The 20293-nt window shown below is 38.3% G+C and carries 24 protein-coding genes and 1 other RNA gene; 21 read left to right on the top strand and 4 right to left on the bottom strand.

The genetic code is table 11. From position 1 onward, the window contains the following. Positions 1-9: 9 nt before the first annotated feature. Together ACSKT4_RS09410 and ACSKT4_RS09405 are read right to left on the bottom strand one after the other, a co-directional pair. Entirely contained in the window at positions 10-1299 is a 1290-nt protein-coding gene (locus ACSKT4_RS09410) for a glycoside hydrolase family 18 protein (protein WP_465823227.1), read from the bottom strand. 80 nt (positions 1300-1379) lie between these two features. Then, positions 1380-1913: a cysteine hydrolase family protein gene (locus ACSKT4_RS09405; protein WP_186871081.1), complete on the bottom strand. Its 534-nt coding sequence runs from the start codon at positions 1911-1913 to the stop codon at positions 1380-1382. Between the two features lie 90 nt (positions 1914-2003). Here ACSKT4_RS09405 and tadA point away from each other — a divergent pair, with 90 nt between their 5' ends. The 6 genes from tadA to ACSKT4_RS09375 all read left to right on the top strand — a co-directional run bounded on the left by tadA (position 2004) and on the right by ACSKT4_RS09375 (position 5942). Then, positions 2004-2465, top strand: a complete 462-nt coding sequence (gene tadA, locus ACSKT4_RS09400; protein WP_186871082.1) for a tRNA adenosine(34) deaminase TadA — start codon at positions 2004-2006, stop codon at positions 2463-2465. 65 nt (positions 2466-2530) lie between these two features. Further along, positions 2531-2797: signal recognition particle sRNA large type (gene ffs / locus ACSKT4_RS09395), an RNA gene on the top strand. 177 nt (positions 2798-2974) lie between these two features. Beyond that, positions 2975-4666, top strand: a complete 1692-nt coding sequence (gene dnaX, locus ACSKT4_RS09390; protein WP_186871083.1) for a DNA polymerase III subunit gamma/tau — start codon at positions 2975-2977, stop codon at positions 4664-4666. Positions 4667-4764: 98 nt separating this feature from the next. After that, positions 4765-5085 (top strand): YbaB/EbfC family nucleoid-associated protein, encoded by a 321-nt coding sequence (locus ACSKT4_RS09385; RefSeq protein ID WP_186871084.1) that lies wholly within the window; start codon positions 4765-4767, stop codon positions 5083-5085. 17 nt (positions 5086-5102) lie between these two features. Beyond that, positions 5103-5699 (top strand): recombination mediator RecR, encoded by a 597-nt coding sequence (recR, locus tag ACSKT4_RS09380; protein ID WP_186871085.1) that lies wholly within the window; start codon positions 5103-5105, stop codon positions 5697-5699. A 6-nt stretch (positions 5700-5705) separates the two neighbouring features. After that, positions 5706-5942, top strand: a complete 237-nt coding sequence (locus tag ACSKT4_RS09375) for a YaaL family protein (RefSeq protein WP_366481265.1) — start codon at positions 5706-5708, stop codon at positions 5940-5942. Between the two features lie 141 nt (positions 5943-6083). On the opposite strand, the gene ACSKT4_RS09370 is transcribed toward ACSKT4_RS09375, so the two are convergent. Further along, positions 6084-6935, bottom strand: a complete 852-nt coding sequence (locus ACSKT4_RS09370) for an MBL fold metallo-hydrolase (RefSeq protein ID WP_186871086.1) — start codon at positions 6933-6935, stop codon at positions 6084-6086. A 356-nt stretch (positions 6936-7291) separates the two neighbouring features. Here ACSKT4_RS09370 and ACSKT4_RS09365 point away from each other — a divergent pair, with 356 nt between their 5' ends. From ACSKT4_RS09365 to rsmI, 12 genes are all read left to right on the top strand, one after another. Continuing rightward, the gene (locus ACSKT4_RS09365; protein WP_186871087.1) at positions 7292-7558 is read left to right on the top strand and encodes a pro-sigmaK processing inhibitor BofA family protein; all 267 of its coding nucleotides are present in this window, start codon (positions 7292-7294) and stop codon (positions 7556-7558) included. A 79-nt stretch (positions 7559-7637) separates the two neighbouring features. Further along, positions 7638-7832, top strand: a complete 195-nt coding sequence (locus ACSKT4_RS09360) for a sigma factor G inhibitor Gin (RefSeq protein ID WP_186871088.1) — start codon at positions 7638-7640, stop codon at positions 7830-7832. An 88-nt stretch (positions 7833-7920) separates the two neighbouring features. Then, entirely contained in the window at positions 7921-9333 is a 1413-nt protein-coding gene (locus ACSKT4_RS09355) for an aminotransferase class I/II-fold pyridoxal phosphate-dependent enzyme (RefSeq protein ID WP_465823225.1), read from the top strand. 22 nt (positions 9334-9355) lie between these two features. Continuing rightward, complete coding sequence (tmk, locus tag ACSKT4_RS09350) at positions 9356-9991, top strand: dTMP kinase (RefSeq protein ID WP_186871090.1); 636 nt, start codon at positions 9356-9358, stop codon at positions 9989-9991. A gap of 13 nt (positions 9992-10004) precedes the next feature. Then, positions 10005-10334 carry a cyclic-di-AMP receptor gene (locus tag ACSKT4_RS09345; RefSeq protein WP_186871091.1) on the top strand — a complete coding sequence of 110 codons (330 nt, stop codon included), beginning with the start codon at positions 10005-10007 and terminating at the stop codon, positions 10332-10334. Positions 10335-10361: 27 nt separating this feature from the next. Beyond that, entirely contained in the window at positions 10362-10802 is a 441-nt protein-coding gene (locus tag ACSKT4_RS09340; RefSeq protein WP_186871092.1) for a YaaR family protein, read from the top strand. A gap of 119 nt (positions 10803-10921) precedes the next feature. Further along, entirely contained in the window at positions 10922-11908 is a 987-nt protein-coding gene (gene holB, locus ACSKT4_RS09335) for a DNA polymerase III subunit delta' (protein ID WP_465823223.1), read from the top strand. A 5-nt stretch (positions 11909-11913) separates the two neighbouring features. After that, positions 11914-12741 (top strand): PSP1 domain-containing protein, encoded by an 828-nt coding sequence (locus tag ACSKT4_RS09330; RefSeq protein ID WP_186871094.1) that lies wholly within the window; start codon positions 11914-11916, stop codon positions 12739-12741. 14 nt (positions 12742-12755) lie between these two features. Continuing rightward, on the top strand, positions 12756-13094 hold the full coding sequence (gene yabA, locus ACSKT4_RS09325) for a DNA replication initiation control protein YabA (RefSeq protein WP_186871095.1): 339 nt from the start codon (positions 12756-12758) through the stop codon (positions 13092-13094). Positions 13095-13281: 187 nt separating this feature from the next. Further along, positions 13282-14022 carry a tRNA1(Val) (adenine(37)-N6)-methyltransferase gene (locus ACSKT4_RS09320; RefSeq protein WP_186871096.1) on the top strand — a complete coding sequence of 247 codons (741 nt, stop codon included), beginning with the start codon at positions 13282-13284 and terminating at the stop codon, positions 14020-14022. Then, entirely contained in the window at positions 14015-14308 is a 294-nt protein-coding gene (locus ACSKT4_RS09315; protein ID WP_186871097.1) for a GIY-YIG nuclease family protein, read from the top strand. The genes ACSKT4_RS09320 and ACSKT4_RS09315 overlap by 8 nt, the downstream gene beginning before the upstream one ends. Beyond that, positions 14286-15155 carry a 16S rRNA (cytidine(1402)-2'-O)-methyltransferase gene (rsmI, locus tag ACSKT4_RS09310; RefSeq protein WP_465823222.1) on the top strand — a complete coding sequence of 290 codons (870 nt, stop codon included), beginning with the start codon at positions 14286-14288 and terminating at the stop codon, positions 15153-15155. The genes ACSKT4_RS09315 and rsmI overlap by 23 nt, the downstream gene beginning before the upstream one ends. A gap of 117 nt (positions 15156-15272) precedes the next feature. Here the strand turns inward: rsmI and ACSKT4_RS09305 are convergent, their stop codons facing one another. Continuing rightward, positions 15273-15548, bottom strand: coding sequence for an AbrB/MazE/SpoVT family DNA-binding domain-containing protein (locus ACSKT4_RS09305; RefSeq protein ID WP_186871099.1), 276 nt, complete (start codon positions 15546-15548; stop codon positions 15273-15275). Positions 15549-15906: 358 nt separating this feature from the next. Here ACSKT4_RS09305 and metG point away from each other — a divergent pair, with 358 nt between their 5' ends. From metG to ACSKT4_RS09290, 3 genes are all read left to right on the top strand, one after another. After that, positions 15907-17859: a methionine--tRNA ligase gene (gene metG / locus ACSKT4_RS09300; protein WP_465823221.1), complete on the top strand. Its 1953-nt coding sequence runs from the start codon at positions 15907-15909 to the stop codon at positions 17857-17859. A 174-nt stretch (positions 17860-18033) separates the two neighbouring features. After that, positions 18034-18804 (top strand): TatD family hydrolase, encoded by a 771-nt coding sequence (locus tag ACSKT4_RS09295; protein ID WP_465823219.1) that lies wholly within the window; start codon positions 18034-18036, stop codon positions 18802-18804. Between the two features lie 248 nt (positions 18805-19052). Continuing rightward, positions 19053-20234 carry a G5 and 3D domain-containing protein gene (locus ACSKT4_RS09290; protein ID WP_186871102.1) on the top strand — a complete coding sequence of 394 codons (1182 nt, stop codon included), beginning with the start codon at positions 19053-19055 and terminating at the stop codon, positions 20232-20234. The last annotated feature ends 59 nt before the right edge of the window (positions 20235-20293 follow it).

Here is a 20293-nt window from a genome sequence, read left to right as displayed (position 1 = left end):
AATCCAAACTTAACCAGATTTGGAAATCGTAAAATTATCCTGTAGCAACAGCCAGTTCTGTGGGAATGCAAGACCTAACTTCCAATAGCTAATCCCTCGTAAATTAAGCTCCTTAATCAAATCAAATTTTGCTTGGATGGACCGTGCGTCCTCAAACCATACCTCATGTTCATTACCTTCCTCATCCCAATAGTTGAAATGTGGTGCTTGCGCCGTAGTGTCATACTGAATGGAGGCATTATACTGCCGAGCTAAGGCAAACGCTTGTTGTGGACTTACCGCACGAGCATATTCTCCTCCTGGTTCGTATGGTAATGTCCAATCGTACCCATATAAGTTTTGACCTAGTAATATTTTATTCGATGGCATTTCCGTTAACGCATATTCCACTACTCTACGCACTTGATCTAGCGGAGATACTGCCATGGGAGGTCCACCACTATATCCCCATTCATAGGTCATGAGCACCACAAAGTCTGCAACTGCCCCGTGGGCTGCATAATCATGCGCCTCATACCACGCCCCTTCTTGTGTAGCGCTAGTTTTTGGAGCAAGGGCAGTGGACATGAGTAGCCCCTCCTGGGAAAGACGTTCCTTTGCGGTTGCTAAGAAAGTATTATAGGCGTCACGATCTTCCGGTGGTAAAAACTCAAAATCAAAATGCACATCTGAAAATCCAACTTGACGGGCTGTATTGACAATATTGTCTAACAACGTATTTTGTACGGCTTGAACGGTGACAATAATATGCCCTAGTTCCGCACTAAAAGCTCCTTCTTCTAGATTGGTAACCACCATCATTAAACTAGCGTTATTGGCATCGGCAATTTGTTTGAAATCATTTAGTGGTGGGGCATTTAAACTGCCATCTCGATTGACTTGATAGCTAAATGGTGCCAAGTAGGATAAATATGGGGCGTTTTTTCTTGCGGCGTTTTCTAATGCTTCTGATACAGTTCCACCTAGTGGCTCAATATAAGCATTGGAAATGATTTCAGGTCTCGGTCCTTGGGGAATATATAATCGTAATCCTACAGGTAAAATCCCATTAACGGAAATATTATTGACACGAGCAAGTTCCTGATAGCTCATCCCAAACCGCTGTGCGATGGTATAGAGGCTATCTCCAGGTTGCACGAAATAGAACTGTCCGGCAATTGGAATGACTAAAGCTTGCCCAACAACTAACTGATTTGGAGTATCTAATTCATTTGCGTTAACGAGCGCATCGATTGTTGTGCCGTATGTACTGGCAATGGTATATAAGGAATCTCCTTGTGAGACAACATGGATTTGCATAATCTCCCTCCTTAAAGTCATTCAAAAAGTTGAATATGATCTATATTCAACTTTATGAAGGGAGCATGTACGTTATGCTTTTAGATAGGGTCGATATTAGCCTTCATGACCGTATTCATTAAATACAATGCATATTCATTGCCTTCTTTCTCTTCCGAAGCCATACAATTTTTCGGAATATGCATGGAAAATTGATACATATAAGCATCCTTAGCTGAAAATAGTACACATATATCTCCAGCAATACCAGCCATGATGATATGTGTCTTACCTAACTCACGGAGGAGAGACAATAATGGCGTTTGAAAAAAGGCAGAATGCTGTGGTTTAATGAGAAAGTAATCACTCGGTTTTGGTTTTACCTTTAAGATAATATGTTGATTGGCATCATTGGTACAATGCTGAATAATGATATCTGGATTGGATTGCCATAACCGATAATGATCATTTACATAAATAATAGGAAGGTTATGTTCTTCTGCAAATTGTCTGAGTTTCAATAGATTAGGTACAATTTCTTCCATGTTGGCACGAAGTTTTTCACCACCATGAAAGTTAAAATCATTGATTAAATCTATAAAAAGTACAGCAGTATTCGCTAGTTGGTTATTCAAACAATAGAACACCTCCTAATAGTCTTGAGTTGTTATTATGGTAAAAATAAGGCTAGATTATACAGATGTCGATAGAGAGCGGTGATAAGCATGAATGATGCGTATTATATGCAACTGGCGATAAAAGAAGCGGAAACGGCTAGAGAGAAAAACGAGGTACCGATAGGAGCAATTATTGTGTATCAGGATGAGGTCATTGCATCGGGATACAATGTGAGAGAACTGTCCCAGGAGACGCTATCTCACGCAGAGTTGATTGCCATACAAGAAGCCAATAAAAAAATCGGAAGCTGGCGTTTGGAGGATTGCACATTGTATGTGACATTAGAACCTTGTCCAATGTGTGCAGGGGCTATTGTTCAATCTAGAATCAAACGGGTGGTTTACGGTGCTAAGGATCCCAAGGCAGGATGTGCTGGTAGCTTGATGAATTTGCTAGATGATAACCGGTTCAACCATCAGGTGGAGGTTTGTTCTGGTATTCTGCAAGAGGAATGTGGTCAATTACTGACTAGTTTTTTTAAAACCTTACGAGAGCGGAAAAAACAATAAGCTGGAAAATATTCTTATAGAGTAGTCCATTGATTTTTTTGGTTAACATGTTATAATGGATATTACCGTGCTAGGCGGGGAGGTAGCGGTGCCCTGTAACTCGCAATCCGCTGTAGCGAGGCTGAATTCCCATCACGAGGTGAGTGACCGTGTGGTCTGCCTCAAGGGATTGGTGTTGACGTTTAGGTCCTGCGCAACAGGAACCCACGAACCCTGTCAGGTCCGGAAGGAAGCAGCAGTAAGTGGTCATTCTTGTGTGCCGTGGGGTTACCTAAACTGAGCCATGAACTTGAGTAACGCATGGGGTCGCTTCATCGACGTTGGGTGCACGGCATACATAATGAGTTTAAAGCCTCTTGTCTTGTACAAGGGGCTTTGTCGTACCTCATTTTACAATCCTCAAGTAAAATACTTCCAATTACTTAAGTACTAGATTTCTTTTTCATTATCATTCACATTCCAACTTAAAATCGGTATAATTAGGTAGAAATCATAGAGGGGAATCAATTATGAGCTATCAAGCATTGTATCGCGTATGGCGCCCAAGGACTTTTGGAGACGTTGTAGGCCAAAGCCACATAACTAGAACATTGCAAAATGCAATTGAGCAACAGAAGTTTTCACATGCTTATTTATTTACAGGCCCTCGTGGAACTGGTAAGACTAGTGCAGCTAAGATTTTTGCCAAAACCATTAACTGTGAAAAAGCCCCAGTAAAAGAGCCTTGTAATGAATGTGCGGCCTGCCGTGGCATTCAGGACGGTTCTATTTCTGATGTCATTGAAATCGATGCAGCTTCTAATACAAGTGTAGATGATATTAGGGAAATACGTGATAACGTGAAATATGCTTCTAGTGTTGTCCCATATAAAGTGTATATCATTGATGAGGTACACATGATTTCTGTTAATGCATTTAATGCATTACTGAAAACCTTAGAGGAACCACCAAAGCATGTCGTGTTTATACTAGCAACCACAGAGCCACATAAAATACCACTGACGATTATTTCAAGATGTCAGCGTTTTGACTTCAAGCCGATTTCCAACCAAGCTATTGTGGAGCGGATGCAAACGATTATAGATGCAGAAGATGTCAAGGTGACAAAGGAAGCATTAGATGCTGTCGCTCTAGCTGCTGAAGGCGGAATGCGTGATGCGTTAAGTATACTTGACCAAGCGATTTCCTATAGTGATGAACAGGTCGAATTAGAGGACGTACTAGCAGTTACCGGTGGTGTTTCACAAAAAATTCTAACCGATATCGTAGCGGCAATGCATGAGAAAAATGTACAATTAGCATTGAAAATGTTAGATCAGCTTATTCAAAATGGAAAAGACCCGGCTCGATTTGTCTATGATATCATTTATTTCTTACGGGACCTATTACTGTACAAAAGTGCCCCGTCGCTTGAAGGGATACTAGAAAGAGCTATTATAGATGACGACTTTAAGCAGTTATCGGAACGTGTACCAGAGCCTTGGATTCAGCATGCTATTATGCAATTAAATCAAACCCAGCAAGAAATGAAATGGTCTAATAATCCGAAAGTATTTATTGAGATTGCCATTATTACCATTTCTAATCGTTATCAGGATAAACTAGAGTCAACGGATTCTGTTTCCTCAGAAGCGGTTATGCAATTAACACAAAAGCTCGCTAATCTGGAAAAAGAAATGACCAACTTGAAGCAAGCTCCACCACAAGTAAACACAGGAACGGTAGCTCAGCAGCCTGAAAGACGAAGAACACAAACGGGTAAATCTAAGAATAGCTATAAGATTCCATATGAGCGAATTCGTAATGTCCTGAAGGAAGCAGAAAAGCCGGCACTAAAAGAAGTACAATCTGTGTGGGCAAACTTCTTAAGTAAATTAAAAACAACTAGTGCACCAGCACATGCGACCATTCAGGATTCGAAACCGGCAGCAGCATCCGAGACATCTCTTGTTGTTGCATTTAAATACGAAATACACTGTTCACTATTTTTAGATAACCGTGAGCTAGTTGAATCTGTACTAACAAGTGTATTAAATAAACAACTAACCATTATTCCAATCCCGAATAATGCATGGCAAGAATTACGAAGTGAATATATTAATAATCAAGAACCATCTAACCCAGAACAAACGAACACCGACCCAATCGTCGATGAAGCAAGAAAGCTATTTGGGGATGACTTGATTGAGATACATGATTGAAAATGAGGCTTTTTTAGGTTGTTGCATAGTCTGAAAAAAGACAAAGACAACAATCAGGTAAAGAGCTACTAATTAAACTATCAAAGGAGGCGTTTTCCATGAAAGGTATGGGAAATATGGGCAATATGATGAAACAAATGCAAAAAATGCAAAAGAAAATGATGCAGGCACAGGAAGAATTATTCGAAATGGAATTTGAAGCATCAGCAGGCGGTGGCATGGTTACCGTAAAAGCAAACGGAAAAAAAGAAATTATCGATGTTCAAATTAAAGAAGAAGTAGTAGATCCTGATGACATCGAGATGCTACAAGACCTAATTCTTGCAGCAACAAATGATGTGATTAAACAAGTTGATGACAAAACAAATGAAACAATGGGACAATTTACCAAAGGATTAAACATGCCAGGCATGTTCTAATTCTAGGAGGAAACTTCATGTATTATCCAGAACCAATTTCAAAGCTGATTGACAGCTTTACAAAATTGCCAGGTATTGGGCCAAAGACGGCTGTTCGTCTGGCTTTTTTTGTATTAAACATGAAAGATGATGATGTACTAGAGTTTGCTAATTCACTCGTCAATGCCAAGCGCGAACTAACACATTGCTCCATCTGTGGTCATATCACCGACCAAGATCCATGCGCTATTTGTTCGGACACAACCCGGGATAATTCGGTTATTTGTGTGGTTCAGGATCCAAAGGATGTAATAGCAATGGAAAAGATGAAGGAATTCCATGGGAAATATCATGTCCTTCACGGTGCCATTTCACCAATGGATGGAATTGGTCCTGAAGATATAAATGTTCCAGATTTGTTAAATCGTTTAAAGGATGAACAAGTGAATGAAATTATTTTGGCAACCAATCCTAATATCGAGGGAGAAGCCACTGCAATGTACATTTCACGTTTAGTAAAACCTTCTGGAATCCGTACAACAAGAATTGCACACGGATTACCGGTTGGCGGCGATTTAGAATATGCAGATGAAGTCACATTATCAAAAGCTTTAGAGGGTAGGAGAGAACTGTAAAGTTAGGTGACACTTGTGGGAAAAAAGAGAAAGCAAAAGCAAAAGCGAGAGGTCGATGAGCTTTTATTGGATGCTATCTTCTCCGTCGAAAAGGAATGGAAACAAATAAAATCTCTTATTGATCGTTCCATAGAGCCGACATTCGAGGGAAATAGCACAGAAAAACTAGCTCGGTCGAAGTATTTATTTTTATTAAAAGAGGCAAAGCAGCGAAATATTAGTGCGATACGATATAGTAAATGAGATATAGATAGTAACATACTAGGAATAAAACAGAGCGCTTAGAAAACTTGAGCGCTCTGTTTGCATGTTGTCTGTACGACTAGATGTAGTTGTATAGCTGATTTTTAGTTGGCTTAAATAAAATACCGATTCGTTTCATTTTTATCGTGACTGAATTCGTTGGTCATTTACAAATGCTCTTAAGAAGAAATGCTCATTAGAATTTGGAGTCCTACTATACACCAGCTCAAAATTCGCAACGGCCTTTTCTAATGATGTGGAATTGGTTACGTTGCTGGTGGAAATCAGTTCTTTCCAATAGAGATTCATTTCCTCCAAATCACAAATAGATTCATGTCCAAGTAAGTAGTAATTAGCATCATATTTTTGAATATCCTCTATCATAGGCAATAAAACTGATTGTTTGATGTGGAATAAACCATTTGTAGTTGTACCATAAGCACTATCTCCTAAGAAAAGAACTTTATCATCAGGAACATAAATAATGGTTGAATCATTGCTATGAGTACTCCTGACTTTTTCGAGTACACAAACTTTGTTCCCTAAGTCAATAGTAAGCGACTTTTCAAAAATTATATCTGGAGCATTTAATCTAAATGATTCTCTCGTTGGCATTTCACTTTTTATTATTTCCATACATTTAGGTGACATCCATTTAGAGTCTACATATGTTTGAAGAGATTCATCATCAAACGAATAGTTTTGCCATGTAGTTAAAATTTCATTTGTCAGGTTATTTACGATGATGATGGAAGAATCAAACTCATTTAACCCTAGAAAATGGTCCCAATGTCCATGCGTAATGACCAAATATTTTATTGGTGGTACATGTAAACGTTTAATTTCATTTAAAAATTCTTTTGCATGTTGAACAGAATTTCCCGCGTCTATTACTAAACTATATTTATCTCCACAGACCAACCCTAAAGTGGGTCTTTCTTTATTTTCATCGTTATCTAAATAATAGATAGATTGATTCAGTTTATTTAGCATGTTCCTTCTCCTCTATATTTTATTATCTGATAAAAGAGAAAATCTACATGCTTATTATCAAGTTAGATTATATAGATTTTCTCGTATTATTTTTTCACCATTGGACGTTACCTCCGCTTTTTTAATGAGTGCAGCATCATTTAAAAATCTATATAAAAACTATGCGGCGCGGCCTAATTCATTTATTATATCAATATATTTCGAATTATTCCTTATTAATTGATTATTTTTGAACGTGAAGCCCATCCACGATGTAGGAATTATGTATATTCTACAATATCCACTAAGTTAGTTCTTTTTTTACCGTTCCAATCATATTTACTTATATAAGGGACAAGTTAAAGGAGTTGATGTAAGTGAATCCGACAATCGTCATTTCGATCATGGTTGGGGTTATTGTGTTATTACTTCTCTTTGGTACTTCATTTAAGCCGATGCGGCTTCTTGCGCATGGTACGGTTAAATTAGGAATCGGGATTTTATTTTTATTCTTCTTCAATGTGATTGGTGGCTCGTTTGGATTGCATATTCCAATCAATTTATTTACAGCGATTGTATCTGGATTCCTGGGATTATTTGGACTTGCTTCGCTTGCGGCAATTCATATGATTATTCTTCCCTAAATAAAAGTTTCAAAGAATTATAGTATAGCTTCCGTTTATTCTGGATAAACTAGCTACTAGTTTAACGGAGGTGGGGAACATGGAACAAAGAATAGTAGAATTAAAACATTGTGGTATATGTGAGGAAAAGAAGCAGCTTGGGATACATGTATACAATATGTTTATATGCACGGAGTGTGAATACAATATGATTCATACAGAGCCTCGAGAGGAAAAATACCATTATTATTTGCAAAAGCTAAAAAATATTAATCAACCTTCACTCTTTTCATAGATTGTGAAATTGGTCTTTGCATTATTTCTTGCAAAGGCTTTTTTAGTTGTTATGATATTGGTATCAGTTTTTGAAAGGGAAATGACCGATGAATCAACAAGCAATGCCTTTACTAGAGCATTTAATTACTTTTAATAAACAAAATCCGCTATCCTTTCATGTTCCGGGACATAAGCGTGGTGACATCCTATCTAAAGCAGCAGAGCCTTATTTTAAATCGATTTTACCAATGGATTTAACTGAATTATCGGGGCTAGATGATTTACATGCTCCACAAGGGATTATTAAAGAGGCACAACGACTTGCAGCAGAATACTTTGGCGCTGATCATACCTTTTTCTTAGTTGGCGGGAGTACGGCCGGTAATTTAGCTATGATACTTGCTACATGCACACCGGGCGATAAAATAATTGTTCAGCGGAATAGCCATAAATCGATTATGAATGGCCTTGAGCTGTCTGGTGCGAAGCCGATATTTATTAGTCCTGCATTTAATGAAGAGGTGGAACGTTTTACAGCACCAAGCTTTCGAACAGTGAAAGAAGCAATACTGGCCCACCCAGATGCCAAAGCAATCGTATTAACCTATCCGGATTACTTTGGGAAAACCTATGATTTAAAAAAGATGATTGACTTCGCACATGAGCACGAGCTGCCGGTCTTAGTAGATGAAGCCCATGGGGTCCATTTTTCGCTTGGGGAGCCTTTTCCAAAGTCAGCACTTGCTTTAGGAGCTGATGTTGTTGTCCAATCGGCACATAAAATGGCACCTGCGATGACGATGGCCTCGTTCCTACATGTCCAATCATCTTATATTTCAAAGGAGCAAATTGCCCATTATTTACAAATGATCCAATCGAGTAGTCCGTCCTATCCATTAATGGCCTCTTTAGATATGGCGAGACATTATCTAGCTAATTTATCAGGTGATGAAATCCAACGTGTATTAGAGTCGGTCTATACACTTCGGAATATATGGAAGAAAGGGAAGCACTGGCACATAGTGGAAAGTGATGACCCATTGAAAATTACGCTACAAGTAAGAAAAGGACTGTCTGGATTTGATTTAGCAAGTGTGTTAGAAGATTACCATGTATATCCCGAGTTAGCGACGGATACACAGGTGCTACTAATTCACGGACTAAAAGGATTTGACCAGTTCACACGGGTTGAGAAAATAGTAAATTCGATTAACGAACAATATAAATATAGGACAAATCATGCTACAATAGAGGTAAGTACATTATTTAATGAACCGATGAAAGAACTAGCGATTAGCTATCTTGATATGTATGCTCTGCCCAAGAAAAGGGTTCCAATAGAGCAGGCAATCGGCTTGATTGCGGCAGAAGCGATTATTCCGTATCCACCAGGTATTCCAATTATTTTAAAAGGAGAAAGGATAACGGAAGAACAAATTAGACTAATTCATCATTTAATAAAGCAAGGGGCAACAATTCAGCATCAGGATATGGAGCAAGGCATCCAGGTTTTTGTCTGAAAACTAAAGGAGAAGAAATTACGTGAGTGGTTATTTTATTACGTTTGAAGGTGGCGAAGGAGCAGGTAAAACGTCTATTCTTCACTCTATAGCAGATAAGCTACAACAATTAGGGTATGACGTGGTTCAAACACGTGAACCCGGTGGTATTGATATAGCGGAAAAAATCCGTAATATTATTCTTAATCCATTACATACAGCAATGGATGGAAGAACAGAAGCATTATTGTATGCAGCAGCAAGAAGACAGCATTTAGTAGAAAAGGTTTTCCCAGCATTAGAACAGGGAAAAATTGTACTATGTGATCGTTTTATTGATAGCAGCCTAGCTTACCAGGGCTATGCGAGAGGATTAGGAATGGATGAAGTGTTCACAATCAATCAATTTGCCATTCAGAATGCGATGCCTAATTTAACCTTATTCTTTGATATTGAGCCGAGAAAAGGCTTGGAGAGAATCTCACTCAATAAAGATAGAGAAAGAAATCGATTGGATTTAGAAGAAATAGAATTCCATGAAAAGGTTTATGAGGCTTATCAGCTATTAGTAAAGCGATTCCCAGAAAGAATTCAAGTTATTAATGCCGATCAATCGATGGAAAAGGTAGAGGGAGACAGCCTATCAGTAATAACCCAATATTTAAATACAATGGAGTAAAGGAGGTTAGCGTATGAAATTAGTCATGGCAGTTATTCAGGATAAGGATTCCAACCGCTTAACAGATGCCCTTGGAAAAAATAATTATCAGTCTACCAAGCTTGCAACGACCGGTGGGTTTTTAAAAGAGGGGAATACCACTTTAATTATCGGTTGTGAGGATGAGCGTGTCGATGATGTATTACAAATCATCAAAGAAAATTGTTCTCAACGCGAACAGATGGTAGCACCTATTTCACCAATGGGTGGAAATGCAGATTCGTATATTCCACGACCTGTTAAAGTAGAGGTTGGTGGAGCTACTGTATTTGTATTGCCGATTGAATCATTTTTTCAATTCTAAAATAGAACTTGGAAGGGGGCTGAGCAGATGAAGATAAGTCAAGAAATGCTGAAACAGATTGATACTTCTCAAAAAAGTGTTCGTACGGCGAAACAAGATCAACCTTCTTTTGGGTCCATTGTTCAGTCCCAAACCCAAAAGATGCAAGCTGCGGAACTTCAGAGATTAATGAGTGATATTACGGTTCAAGGAGACCGATTAGCACGATTTCGTTCCTTTAAGGATTTGGTCAAGTTTAAGCGGTTGATAAAACGTTTTTTAGAGGAAGCAGTTTCGAATGGATTGGATGTACAGAAGTCGCTTAGTTTTAGTTATACAGGCAGTAGTCGGAATTTGACGTTAGTGAAAGAGATTGATGAGAAGTTAATAGCGCTAACAGAAGAGATTATGAATCAGGAAAAAAAGACAGTAGATCTATTAGGGCTTATAGGTGAGATTAAGGGTCTATTGGTTAACATATATACGTGAATTGGTATGGTGAAGTAATGGTAAGCACGTATCTATAAATACAGGTTTATCCTTTTACTACGTCATTACCAATAAACAAACATACGAATGAAATGGACTAGTTGTAAGGGAAGGTTTTTATGGAGACGTGGTCTGATGTGGCTGAGATTCAGCCGATGGTTTGTAAGGTTATTACCAATAGTATAAAGAAAAATCGGATTTCACATGCTTATTTACTCCAAGGTGCACGTGGGACTGGTAAGGAAGACATTGCGGTATTAATTGCTAAGGTCCTATTCTGTAAGAATAAGACAGGAGCTGATCCTTGTTTAACGTGTACGGATTGCAAGCGGATTGATTCGCGCAATCATCCCGATGTCCATTGGATTGAACCAGATGGTCAATCGATTAAAATCGAGCAGATTAAAAACTTACAAAAGGAATTTACCTATTCTGGTCTTGAGTCGGATCAGAAAGTTTATATGATAAAAGGTGCCGATACTCTAACAGCAAATGCGGCAAATCGGATTTTAAAGTTCTTAGAGGATCCAAGTAAAAAAACAACGGCTATCATGATGACGGAGAATAGCCAGGCTATTTTACCGACCATCCGCTCCCGCTGCCAGATTATTGATCTTCAGCCGTTAAATCCAGAGCATTTTCAACAGAGGTTAGTAGACTCGGGATTAAATGAGACAACAGCCAGGTTAATGAGTGCACTAACGAATAATTTGGATGAGGCATTAGAGTGGAGTCAAGATGAGTGGTTTGCCGTAGCTAGAAAAGTAGTGGTACAATTAGTAGAAGCATTTACAGATAATTCAAATGATGTGTATTTATTTATACATAATCATTGGCTTCCTACCTTTAAAGAAAGAAAACAGTTAGAGCAAGGAATTGATTTATTGCTTTTAGCGTTTAAAGATATTCTTTATTACCATCTGGATCATGTTGAATCGCTAACCTTTTTCCAGCAGGGTGAGCGATTAGAGCGTTTGGGGATGTACTTTTCACAGGGGAAATTAACGTCGACCCTACATGATTTGCTAGATGCAAAGAGAAAGTTGAAGCAGAATGTCCATCCAACACTTGTGATGGAACAGCTAACACTTCAAATAGAGAGGTGAACTAAATGATAGGGGTTATTGGTGTCCGTTTTAAAAAAGCGGGTAAAATATATTATTTTGACCCTGCCGGCCTAGACATAGAGACTGATAGCTATGTCATCGTGGAAACGGTAAGAGGGATAGAGTTTGGTAAAGTAGTCATTGCGAATAAGATGGTAGATGAGGAAGATGTCGTTCTTCCATTAAAGAAAGTACTTCGCATTGCGAACGAGAAAGATAAGCTTACCGTAATGGAGAATAAGGAATATGCGGATCAAGCATTTGCCGCCTGCTCTAAGAAGATTGAAGAACATGTGTTAGATATGAATTTAGTCGATGTAGAATATACATTTGACCGTAATAAAATTATTTTTTACTTTACTGCTGACGGACGTGTTGATTTCCGTGAACTAGTAAAAGATTTAGCTGCAATGTTTAAAACACGAATCGAACTAAGACAAATTGGTGTTCGTGATGAGGCAAAAATGCTAGGTGGGATTGGTCCTTGTGGTAGAATGCTATGTTGCTCTACTTTTTTAGGGGATTTTGAACCAGTATCAATTAAGATGGCCAAAGATCAAAACTTGTCTCTAAACCCAGCTAAAATATCTGGCTTATGTGGAAGACTTATGTGTTGTCTAAAATATGAGAATGATGAATATGAAGAAGCAAAACGTGAGCTTCCGGATTTAGGCGAGCATGTAAAAACGCCACACGGAAGAGGGCATGTGGTTGGTCTTAATATTCTTGATCGCGTTATTCAAATAGAAATTCCATCAAAAGAACGTGTTATTGAATATACCTTGGATGAACTCATCGAAGAAGGAATTGTGACAGCTCAGGGCCAAGAATAATGGAGTGAGTCGAATTGCAAAAAAGACAAATATTTGACCAAGTAACCGATATGGAAAAGCAAATTGGTGAATTATATGAACAGCTTGGTGATTTGAAAGGTAAACTTCGTGATTTACTAGAAGAAAATCATCGCTTAGCTATGGAAAACCATCATTTACGTAATCGATTGGATGGATTGGAGTCTGATCCGGAAACCTCAGGTGAAGAGTTAACGAAGATGCCAAGTGAGGGCTATGATAATTTAGCAAGATTATATGAAGAGGGTTTTCATATTTGTAATTTGGAATTTGGAAGTCCAAGACGGAATGAAGACTGTATGTTTTGTTTAGATTTTCTTAGTAAAAAGAAATAACATATAATATAGCTGTCTGGTGAAGATTAAATCCAGACAGCTTTTCTTTATTTTTTGTTCTTATGCCGTGATAGAGACTCGTTAAACACTTCAGAGTATCTTGGCTTAAGTATAATTGGAGTTACTGTTATAAAACAACAAGAAAAATAATCATAATGTTTCAGGTAGTAGGAAAGGATTTAGAGGCATGGTTAAATTATTTGATGATGAGAGGCTGGATTATTTAGTGGCAGATGAGGGGATGCAGATTATTCAAAGTCCTACTGCTTTTTCCTTTTCGTTAGATGCGGTGCTGTTGGCGAATTTTGCTCAAATACCGATTAAGAGAGGGTCCATTCTTGATTTATGTAGTGGAAATGGTGTGATCCCGCTTTTATTATCTAGAAAGAGTCAGGCACAAATCGTAGGTGTTGAAATACAGGATAGGATTATTCATATGGCAAAGCGCAGTATTGAGCTAAATGAATTAACCGAGCAGATTACGATGATTCATGGAGATATTCGCAACTTAAAGGAAGAATTAGGACATTCTAGCTTTGACGTGGTAACGTGTAATCCACCGTATTTTAAAACGCCATCTCGTACAGAGCATAATCAGAATGAACATTTAACAATTGCGAGACATGAAGTGCTCTGCACATTAGAAGATGCAGTGAAAGCATGTAAGCTACATGTTCGGCCAGGTGGAAAAGTAGCGATGGTACATAGACCAGGAAGGCTTGTTGATATTTTAACTACCTTCCGCGCTTATCGGTTGGAACCGAAACGAATCCGTCTAGTCTATCCGAAAAAGGGTCGTGAGGCGAATATGCTACTAATTGAGGGTGTTCGTGATGGGAAAGCAGATTTACATATTTTGCCGCCATTAGTTATTTATAATGAAGATGGTACTTACACAGAGGAAGCAAAGGAGATTATCTATGAGTGATCAAGAACATACGGTATACATCCTTAAATGCAGTGATAATACACTATATACTGGCTACACGAATGATTTAGAGAATCGGCTAAAGGCGCATGAAGCTGGTAAGGGTGCTAAATACACACGAGGACGTGGACCTTTTCAGGTAATGTTTGTGGAGAAATTCCCTACGAAAGAAGAAGCGATGAAGCGAGAATATGAAATCAAGCAATTAACGAGAAAAGGGAAATTCCAGTTAATCCGAGATAAATTGAAAGAGGTTATGCAGTATGATCGTTCAAAAGAGCTTTGAACCCCGTGATGTAGGAACTTTATACGTTGTTCCAACTCCTATTGGTAATTTAGAGGATATTACCTACCGAGCACTTTCTGTATTAAAATCGGTATCGGTAATTGCTGCAGAGGATACGCGGAATACGAAAAGACTATTAAATCACTTTGAGATTTCTACCCCGTTAATCAGCTACCATGAGCATAATAAAATCGGGCGAGAGGACCAGCTACTAGAAAAGTTAGCAAATGGTGAGTCGATTGCATTAGTAAGTGATGCCGGTATGCCGGCCATTTCAGATCCTGGTTATGAGATAGTGAAGGCTTGTGCGGAACAAGAATACCCTGTAGTCGTCTTACCTGGTGCCAATGCGGCATTATGTGCTTTAGTAGGCTCTGGGTTGCCGAATAAGGAGTTTCTATTTTATGGCTTCCTGCCTAGAAAGCCAAAGGATAAAGAAGCGGAATTAGCACGCTTAGGAAGACTACAAGCAACCATTATCCTCTATGAGTCGCCATATAGAATAAAAGAGACCTTAAAAGCTATACAAAAGCAGCTTGGTAATCGTCAAATGGCAATCGCTCGTGAGCTGACGAAGCGCTTTGAAGAATATGTACGTGGAACAGCAGATGAGATCATTGCATGGGCTAATGAAAATGAGCCAAAGGGTGAATTTTGTATCGTTGTGGAAGGAAGCGCTGAAGAACTTGAACTGGAAGCAGAAGTCTGGTGGGAGGGCATGGAAGTAAATGATCATGTCGAACATTACATTCAGCAGGGGCTCTCTAGTAAAGAAGCCATTAAACAAGTAGCCAAGGATAGAAATCTTCCAAAGCGAGAGGTCTATCAAGCGTATCATATTGAATAAGCCTAGTCGTAAGCGCAATGAAAAAGCACGGTGCTCTCAATTTGATTTTATACTCTCTTATCTTTTGAAAAAGAGCTAGAACAGAATCTCCTGTTGTAGCTCTTTCCATAAGTTGACCTATTTAAATCGGGATTGAATCTCTTCAATTAGAAGCTTTGCTCCCTCAGGGCTAAGAACGATTTTACCGTTAGCCAATGAAATATTTTCATCTGAAGATTCTCCCGTAATTTGGCACGCCATATTAGGTTGATATTTCTTTAAAATTACTTTGTCATTATCAACGTAAATTTCAAGTGGATCCTTGATGTTAATGTCTAATGTTCTACGTAGCTCAATAGGAATGACAACCCTTCCAAGCTCATCTACCTTTCTCACAATACCAGTAGATTTCATTAATATTCCCCTCCTCGAAATAAAAGCCATTTCGTCACTTTTCGACATATTTCTTTGCCTATATTATCAAACCTTTCCTGTTTCTGTCAAATGTGTTGACCTAATTATAGGAAAATTTTATGAATTAACATTCTTTTTTTTCATACCCAGTCTAGCATAAACCTAAACATACAAAAAAATTTATAAATATTCCATTATGAGAAGTAATTGTAAGCTATGCACAGCCTATTTGTCTAAAATTTGCTCTTAACGCTAATAATTCAAAGTATAGGTCATGATAGCAATAAGAAAATATGGAAATCTATTGATAAAATCGATACAATAGAAGAATCTTAACAGGTTACGAGGAGGCTATTTGATGAGTGAACAAAAAACATTTTATATTACAACACCAATTTATTACCCAAGCGGTAAACTACATATAGGACATGCTTATTCCACTGTTGCTGGCGATGCTATTTCTCGTTACAAACGTATGCGTGGCTATGATGTTATGTATTTAACAGGTACAGATGAGCACGGACAAAAAATACAACGCAAAGCCGAGGAAAAAGGGGTTACACCACAACAATATGTGGATGAGATTGTAAGTGGAATCCAAGACCTATGGAAAAAGCTTGAAATTACGAACGATGATTTTATTCGTACGACGGAAGAACGTCATAAAAAGGTAGTTGCAAAGATTTTTGATCAATTAGTTAAACAAGGCGATATTTATTTAGACCAATATGAGGGTTGGTATTGTACTTCTGATGAATCTTTCTTTACAGAACGCCAATTAGTTGATGGGCACTGTCCAGATTGTGGCGGTAAGGTAGAAATGGTAAAAGAAGAATCCTATTTCTTCAAAATGAGTAAATATGTTGATCGTCTAGTTCAGTACTATGATGAACATCCTGAGTTTATCCAACCTGAGAGCCGTAAGAATGAAATGTTAAATAATTTCATTAAACCAGGACTTGAAGATTTGGCAGTTTCGAGAACGACCTTTGATTGGGGAATTAAAGTTCCAGGGGATCCGAAGCATGTCATTTACGTTTGGATTGACGCACTAAGCAACTATATTACTGCTATTGGCTATGGTTCAGAAAATGAAGCGAAATTTAAGAAATACTGGCCAGCAGATGTCCATTTAATGAGTAAGGAAATTGTTCGATTCCACACCATTTATTGGCCAATTATGTTAATGGCACTTGATTTACCACTTCCGAAGAAAGTATTTGCACATGGTTGGATTCTGATGAAGGATGGTAAGATGTCTAAATCAAAAGGGAATGTCGTTGACCCTGTAAGCTTGATTGACCGTTATGGTCTGGATGCATTACGTTATTATTTACTTCGTGAAGTACCATTTGGTTCAGATGGGGTATTTACACCTGAAGGTTTTGTCGAGCGTACGAACTTTGATTTAGCAAATGATTTAGGTAATCTATTAAATCGTACCGTAGCCATGATTGAAAAATACTTTGATGGAGAGCTTCCAGAATATCGCTTGGCGGAAACAGAGGTCGATCAATCGCTAGAAGCGACTATAAAAGACACGATTCAACAAGTAGAAGAAGCATTAGAAGAGATGCAGTTCTCTGTTGCACTATCCTCTATCTGGCAATTAATTAGTAGAACGAATAAATATATTGATGAAACAACACCATGGGTTCTAGCGAAGGATGAATCAAATAAAGCAAGACTTGGCAATGTGATGGCACATTTAGCGGATTCCTTACGTATTGTTGCAGTTATGCTTCAGCCTTTCTTAACTAAATCGCCAGAAGAAATATTTAGACAGCTAGGCGTTCAAGATGATGCATTAAAAGAATGGGATAGTGTATATGAGCTAGGGCAAATTACGCCTGGTACAAAAGTTGTCAAGGGTGCACCATTATTCCCACGCCTGGAGGTGGAAGAAGAAGTAGTAGCTATTAAAGCAATGATGCAAGGTCCAGCAGTAGAAGAAAAAGAAGCAGAGCAAGATGCAGATAAGAAAGCGGAAATTGTCTATGATGATTTCATGAAGCTTGATATGCGTGTAGCAGAGGTTATCCATGCCGAAAAAATGAAAAAAGCCGACAAACTATTAAAGCTGCAACTAGATTTAGGTAGCGAAAAACGTCAGGTTATTTCTGGTATTGCAAAATATTATTCACCAGAAGAAATGGTAGGAAAGAAAGTAATCTGTGTAACCAACCTAAAACCGGTTAAACTACGCGGAGAAATGTCAGAAGGTATGATTCTATCAGGAGAAGATGAACAAGGTAACCTATCACTAGCAACCGTAGAACAGTCCCTACCAAACGGTTCGATTGTTAAGTAAGAAAAATAGGAACGAAACGGTCTGTAAACCATGATTCTAGTGGACAGCAATGTTTATGGAGAGATGGAAACTAGTAAATGGTATCTGGACCGATAATGAATCAAATAAAGGTCAGCAAACTACACGTCCCGAACGTGTAGCAGCCTGACCTTTTTTCATAGAAAGGACGATAACATGTTATTTGACACACATGTACATATGAACGCTAGGCAATTTTTAGAAGACCGTGACGAGGTAATTAAACGTGCATTCGATACTGGCGTAACATTCATGGTTGTAGTAGGTTTTGATCGCGAAACGATTCCACTAGCAATAGAAATAGCGGAGCAATATGACACTATTTATGCAGCAGTAGGCTGGCATCCAGTAGATGCTATCGACATGACCGACGAAGATTTGACATGGATTGAGGAATTATCACAACATCCGAAAGTAGTCGCGATTGGCGAAATGGGCCTAGACTATCATTGGGACAAATCACCAAAAGACATTCAAAAAGAAGTATTTCGCAAACAAATCCAATTAGCCAAAAAAGTGAGGTTGCCAATCATTATTCATAACCGTGAAGCAACCGAAGATATTATTACGATCCTTCAAGAGGAGAATGCGAAAGAAATTGGCGGAATTATGCACTGTTATAATGACTCTGCCGAATATGTTCAAACATGTTTGGACATGAACTTCTATATATCACTTGGGGGTCCTGTAACATTCAAAAACGCACCTATGCCAAAAGAAGTTGCAGCTATGGTACCAATCGATCGTTTACTTATCGAAACAGATGCACCATTTCTTGCCCCACATCCGAATCGGGGAAAACGAAATGAACCTGCCTATGTAAAATTAGTAGCAGAAAAGATAGCGGAAATAAGACAAATTTCGCTAGAAGAATTAAGTGAAAAAACAACGGAAAATGCATGCTCCATTTTCAAAATTAAGAGGTAAATAGTTAAATGTAACTAGAAAAAACATATTTTTTTCATTTTTTTTAGATAAAAAAGACTAGGTAAAATCTAGTCTTTTTTATTTTTGACAAAGCTAGAAATAGCAAGGGTTTAGCTGGGGTCAATACTATTTGGACAACGGGCGGATATGGGTGTTGTAATAAAACTGTAAAATAACCGTAATCCTATAATCATTTACATTTACATAATAGTGTCTATATAATCAATTCGAATAAGGAGGCAAGAAGCATGCGAATTGTTTCAAAGCTATTGCCGGCCTCGAAACGGATGCTGGTTATTTCAAGTATTGGTGTAATTGCACTTTTTGCATTTGGAAGTATGATACTATTTTACGCAACACAGAAAGAAGTAGTATTCGCTGAGAATGGAAAAGATAGAACAATAGCAACCCATGCCAATACAGTAGAAGAACTACTAGAAGAAGTAGGGATTGAATTCGGAGAGCATGATGCACTATCACATGATTTAAGTGCAGAGATTGCAAACGGAATGAAAATAGAATATAAAAAAGCAAATAAAGTTATGGTTACAGTAGACGGCGAGGAACAAATGTATTATACAGTAGCCGACACAGTAGAAGAATTCTTAAAAGAAAATAATCTTTCTATTGCTAAGCATGACGAATTATCCCACCCATTAGACGAAGTGATTAAAGATAACTTGGATCTTTCTGTCAAGAGAGCTTTTCAAGTGACGATTGATGATGGTGGGAAAGAAAAGAAGATTTGGACGACAGGTAGTTCAGTTCAGGAGTTGTTAAACGAAAGTAAAGTCACCTTATCAGAGCTTGATCAAGTAAAGCCAGCTCTTGATAAAACCATTACGAAGGATACGACAATCTCCATTGTTCGAGTTGAAAAGAAAGTGGAGGAAGTAACAGATACAGTTGCTTTCCAAACAGAAACACGTCAGGATAGTTCATTGGACAAAGGGCAAGAAGAAGTCATTTCGCCTGGTGAAGAGGGTGCCGTTGTTAAAACATATGAAGTTACATATGAAAATGGCAAAGAAGTAAGCCGGGATCTAGTAGGCGAAGAAGTGACAAAAGAAAGTCAAAACCGTATTGTCGCTATTGGAACGAAAGAGCCACAAAATCTTGTTACATTATCAGATGGCGGTGGCAAAGAAATTACGATGACTGCAAGTGCATTTACGGCAGAGTGTAATGGATGCTCAGGATATACCGCTACTGGGATTAACCTAAAGGATAATCCTAATACGAGAGTCATCGCGGTTGATCCAAATGTCATCCCACTCGGTACTAGAGTATGGGTAGAAGGCTACGGAGAAGCAATTGCAGGAGATACAGGCGGTCATATCAAAGGAAACCGTATTGACATCCATGTCCCAACTAAAGCAGATGCCTATAATTGGGGCGTGAAAAAAGTAAAAGTAAAAATATTAGATTAATGTAAACCATGCTCCCACCATGTTATAGTGGTAAGAGCATGGTTTTTTATTTACAGTCA

Source organism: Ornithinibacillus liuyingii (genome assembly GCF_055550225.1).
This window is presented reverse-complemented; position numbering and strand designations above follow the sequence as displayed.

Bases quoted from the DNA above. Each gene is read 5' to 3' on its own strand.
- ACSKT4_RS09410 (WP_465823227.1), bottom strand. From the start codon at position 1,299: ATGCAAATCCATGTTGTCTCACAAGGAGATTCCTTATATACCATTGCC.
- tadA (WP_186871082.1), top strand. From the start codon at position 2,004: ATGAATGATGCGTATTATATGCAACTGGCGATAAAAGAAGCGGAAACG.
- dnaX (WP_186871083.1), top strand. From the start codon at position 2,975: ATGAGCTATCAAGCATTGTATCGCGTATGGCGCCCAAGGACTTTTGGA.
- ACSKT4_RS09385 (WP_186871084.1), top strand. From the start codon at position 4,765: ATGAAAGGTATGGGAAATATGGGCAATATGATGAAACAAATGCAAAAA.
- recR (WP_186871085.1), top strand. From the start codon at position 5,103: ATGTATTATCCAGAACCAATTTCAAAGCTGATTGACAGCTTTACAAAA.
- ACSKT4_RS09370 (WP_186871086.1), bottom strand. From the start codon at position 6,935: ATGCTAAATAAACTGAATCAATCTATCTATTATTTAGATAACGATGAA.
- ACSKT4_RS09360 (WP_186871088.1), top strand. From the start codon at position 7,638: ATGGAACAAAGAATAGTAGAATTAAAACATTGTGGTATATGTGAGGAA.
- ACSKT4_RS09355 (WP_465823225.1), top strand. From the start codon at position 7,921: ATGAATCAACAAGCAATGCCTTTACTAGAGCATTTAATTACTTTTAAT.
- ACSKT4_RS09345 (WP_186871091.1), top strand. From the start codon at position 10,005: ATGAAATTAGTCATGGCAGTTATTCAGGATAAGGATTCCAACCGCTTA.
- ACSKT4_RS09340 (WP_186871092.1), top strand. From the start codon at position 10,362: ATGAAGATAAGTCAAGAAATGCTGAAACAGATTGATACTTCTCAAAAA.
- holB (WP_465823223.1), top strand. From the start codon at position 10,922: ATGGAGACGTGGTCTGATGTGGCTGAGATTCAGCCGATGGTTTGTAAG.
- ACSKT4_RS09330 (WP_186871094.1), top strand. From the start codon at position 11,914: ATGATAGGGGTTATTGGTGTCCGTTTTAAAAAAGCGGGTAAAATATAT.
- ACSKT4_RS09320 (WP_186871096.1), top strand. From the start codon at position 13,282: ATGGTTAAATTATTTGATGATGAGAGGCTGGATTATTTAGTGGCAGAT.
- ACSKT4_RS09315 (WP_186871097.1), top strand. From the start codon at position 14,015: ATGAGTGATCAAGAACATACGGTATACATCCTTAAATGCAGTGATAAT.
- rsmI (WP_465823222.1), top strand. From the start codon at position 14,286: ATGATCGTTCAAAAGAGCTTTGAACCCCGTGATGTAGGAACTTTATAC.
- ACSKT4_RS09305 (WP_186871099.1), bottom strand. From the start codon at position 15,548: ATGAAATCTACTGGTATTGTGAGAAAGGTAGATGAGCTTGGAAGGGTT.
- metG (WP_465823221.1), top strand. From the start codon at position 15,907: ATGAGTGAACAAAAAACATTTTATATTACAACACCAATTTATTACCCA.
- ACSKT4_RS09295 (WP_465823219.1), top strand. From the start codon at position 18,034: ATGTTATTTGACACACATGTACATATGAACGCTAGGCAATTTTTAGAA.
- ACSKT4_RS09290 (WP_186871102.1), top strand. From the start codon at position 19,053: ATGCGAATTGTTTCAAAGCTATTGCCGGCCTCGAAACGGATGCTGGTT.